General features: G+C 75.4%; 2 protein-coding genes and 1 pseudogene. All 3 read left to right on the top strand.

Annotated features, from left to right (window positions below):
- Window positions 1-278 (top strand): annotated as a pseudogene (locus AADR41_RS41495) (DNA polymerase III subunit gamma and tau); the annotation flags it as partial.
- A 141-nt stretch (window positions 279-419) separates the two neighbouring features.
- Entirely contained in the window at window positions 420-1,670 is a 1,251-nt protein-coding gene (gene purD / locus AADR41_RS41490) for a phosphoribosylamine--glycine ligase (protein WP_342287608.1), read from the top strand.
- A 466-nt stretch (window positions 1,671-2,136) separates the two neighbouring features.
- A partial coding sequence (locus tag AADR41_RS41485; RefSeq protein ID WP_342287606.1) for a hypothetical protein occupies window positions 2,137-3,770 on the top strand: 1,634 nt, incomplete at its 3' end.

The following is a 3,770-nucleotide window of genomic DNA, read 5'->3' as shown; positions in this document are numbered from 1 at the left end:
GGCCGGCCGCTTCCCCGCAGCAGCAGCACCAGCAGCCACAGCAGTCACAGCCGGGGCACCAGCAGCCGGGCGGCGCCTCCGCCGACCCCGCGCCGCAGTCGTACTCCGCACCACCGCAGCAGCAGTACTCCGCGCCCGAGCCCCCGCGCGCGGTCGCCCCCGAGGACGACACCCCGGAGGCCGACGACCCCGACCTCGTCGACTCGGCGCTCTCCGGGCACGACCTGATCGTCCGCGAACTGGGCGCCACGGTCGTCGAGGAGTTCACCAACGAGTAGAAACGAGTAGAAACGAAAACGAGTGGAAACGAATGGGAACGAATGGACGGGGCGCGCTCAGGGCCCCGCCGCGGCTCCCCGGGGTGTCCACGTACCGGCGTCCGTCAAGGGGGCCGCGCCCCGGCGGCTAGGCTGCACCCCGTGAAGGTCCTCGTCATCGGCGGCGGCGCCCGCGAACACGCCCTGTGCCGCTCTCTGTCCCTCGACCCCGACGTCACCGCTCTGTACTGCGCTCCCGGCAACGCCGGTATCGCGGAGGTGGCCGAACTGCACCCGGTCGACGCCCTCGACGGCGACGCCGTCGCGCGCCTCGCCACCGACCTGGGCGCCGAGCTGGTGGTCGTCGGCCCGGAGGCGCCGCTCGTCGCCGGGGTCGCCGACGCCGTGCGCGCCGCGGGCATCCCCTGCTTCGGCCCCTCCGGCGAGGCGGCCCGGCTGGAGGGCTCCAAGGCGTTCGCCAAGGACGTGATGGCCGGGGCAGGCGTCCCGACCGCCCGTAGCTACGTCTGCACCACCCCCGCCGAGATCGACGCCGCTCTCGACGCCTTCGGTGCCCCGTACGTCGTCAAGGACGACGGTCTCGCAGCCGGCAAGGGTGTCGTCGTCACCGACGACGTCGAGGCGGCCCGCGCCCACGCCCTGGCCTGCGACCGCGTGGTCATCGAGGAGTTCCTCGACGGCCCCGAGGTGAGCCTCTTCGCGATCACGGACGGCACCACCGTGCTGCCGCTCCAGCCCGCGCAGGACTTCAAGCGCGCCCTGGACGGCGACGAGGGCCCGAACACCGGCGGCATGGGCGCGTACTCCCCGCTCCCGTGGGCCGACCCCAAGCTGGTCGACGAGGTCCTGGAGTCGGTGCTTCAGCCGACCGTCGACGAGCTCCGTCGCCGTGGCACCCCGTTCTCCGGGCTGCTGTACGCGGGCCTTGCGATCACCTCGCGCGGCGTCCGGGTGATCGAGTTCAACGCCCGTTTCGGTGACCCCGAGACCCAGGTGGTCCTGGCCCGTCTGAAGACCCCGCTGGCCGGTGTCCTGCTCGGCTCCGCCAACGGCACGCTCGACGAGCTGCCCCCGCTCAAGTGGCGCGACGACGCCGCCGTCACCGTGGTCATCGCCTCGCACAACTACCCGGGCACGCCGCGCACCGGCGACCCGATCGAGGGGCTCGACGACGTGGCGGCGCAGGATGCCCCGCATGCGTACGTCCTGCACGCGGGCACCAGGCGCCAGGGCGACACGATCGTCAGCGCGGGCGGCCGGGTGCTGTCCGTGACCGCGACCGGCAAGGACCTCGCGGGCGCCCGCGAGCGTGCCTACACGGCGGCGGCCCGCATCCGCCTCGACGGCTCGCACCTGCGCACGGACATCGCTCGGAAGGCCGCGGAGGGCTGAGCCCGGCTTCCCCGACGGCCAAAGGGCCACCGGGCCTCTCCGAAGGCCCGCCGGGCTCTCCCCGTCGGGCCAATGGGTCACTGGGCTTCCCCGAAGGGCCGCCCGGGCCCCCGTCGGGCCAAAGAGCCACCGGGCTTCCTCGAAGGGCCACCGGGGGCCGCTGTTCCCCACAGAGGGCCCGCTGCCCCCACTGAGGGCCCGCTGTCCCCACGGACACCGCCCCGCAACGCTCTGACGAGCACCGACGCGCCGCTGCCCCAAGGACAGCGGCGCGTCAGCACCTTTGCCCAAAGCCATTCCATCGAGTGACGGCTGCGCCATCCGGATGACGCCCGCCGAGGCCCCAACTAGGGTGCGGCGCAAGCATTCCGGCACTTGGCCCACTGGCATTGCGATGTTGGTGACGGGTGCCACAGTGGGGGAGTGAGCAACACCGCCGTGGGGGCAGAGGGGGTGACGTCCGGAGATGTCCGATACCGGTGCAAGTGAGGAGCTGGGTGCGCTGAGTGCGCGTGCCCGGGCCCACGCTCTGCTGCGCATCCGCGGCAGGGCGGCAGCCGTGGCGATCCTGCCGGCGGCGGTGGCCGTCGTGCTGCTCGTGGCGGGCGCCCAGGGCCTTGCCGTGGGCAGCGGCTGGGACACGGCGCGCTGGGCCGTGACGGCCTGCGCGGTCGTCGTGCTGCTGCTCGCCGGGGCGGTCGCGGTCGCGATCGTACGGGCGAGACCGGCGGTCAGCCCGACCGTCCCGCTCCCGGAGAAGGCCGCCCCCGATCTCTACCGCCTGGTCAGGGACCTCGCCGACCGGCTCGGGGTTCCCGCGCCCTCGGCAATAGCCCTGACGCCCGACTGCGACAGCTGGCTGGAGGACCGCACCCACCCCTCGGCACGGCCCGTGCCGGGCACCGGCCCGGATTCCGCCGGGCCGTCCGCGGTCCGGTCCCGCCGCCGGGTCCAGGCGGCTCCGGTGCTGGTCATCGGCTCGCCGTTCCTGTGGTGGATGCGGGTCGCCGAGCTGCGGGCGGTGCTCGCCCCGGTCGTCGCGGGCACGGGCCCGGCCGCGCATCCCGACATAGCCGCCGCCCGTCGCTTCGTACGCGGGCTCGACGGCGCGGTCGCCGACGCCGCCGCGCCCGTACAGGGGCCGCTGGCCGGGCTGCGCAGAGTGCCCCGCGCCTTCGTCGGCCGGATCGCCAGGCTGCTGCTGCGCTGCTGCCGCGGCCACGCCGCCGAGATGGAGCGGGGCGTCGCCGCCGCCGCGTCGGTCCGTGCACAGGGTGTGGATTACGGTCTGCGGATCGTCGCCCAGGAGCAGGTCGGCCTCGCCTACGCGGGCTGGGACCGGCTGCTCACCCGGGTCGCCCTGCCCGCCTGGCGGATGGGCCGCTGGCCGTCCCGGCTGGACGCGGGCGTGGTGTCAGCCCTCACCGAGCTGTCCCGGCGCGACCGGCTCGCCGACGGATTCGCCTCGCGGCTGGGTGAGCGCCCCGCCTGCGACCTCCTGGAGGAGCCGGGCGCGGCCGACGAGGCGGCGTCGCTGCTGGCGGCCCGGCTGTTCCACGGCGGCCCGGCCCGCACGGGCCCGGACTGGTCGCCGGTCGACTGGCAGCAGTACCCGGAAGAGGTCGTCGACCGTAAGTGGCGCACCGAGGCCGCCCGCCTGCTCCGCGTCCTGGACTCGATGGTCCCCACGTCCCCTGCGCCCTCCGCCCCTCCCGGGCCCTCCGCGTCCCCCGCATCTCCTGCGGCCCCAGCATCCCCCACGCCCTCCGCGTCTCCCGGGCCCGCCGCTGCGGCGACGGACGGGGCCCCCGACGGTTTCCACGGCCTCGGCGAAGCCCATGTCCACCCGGACGCCTCCTCCCACCCCGTTGCCTGCCCCGTCGACGCCGGGATGCCCACGCTGGCCCGCGTCGTCGAGCATCTGGCGGGCCGCACCGGGGGCGGCGAGGAGCTCGCCGCGAGGATCAGCGCTGCGGTGGCCCGCGAGGAGGCCGCCGCCCAGCAGCATCGGGCCGGTGACACATCGAGCCCGGCAGGCGCCCCGGCAGGCGCGGACGGGGGCGTCCTGGGCGCCTGGGGCCCCGACGACCCCTGGGGCCC

This window comes from Streptomyces sp. CLV115, assembly GCF_038448545.1.
In the GTDB taxonomy this organism is placed as follows: Bacteria; Actinomycetota; Actinomycetes; order Streptomycetales; family Streptomycetaceae; genus Streptomyces; species Streptomyces sanglieri.
Note: the sequence above shows the minus strand (reverse complement) of the source record. Positions and strands in the feature narration are given on the sequence as shown.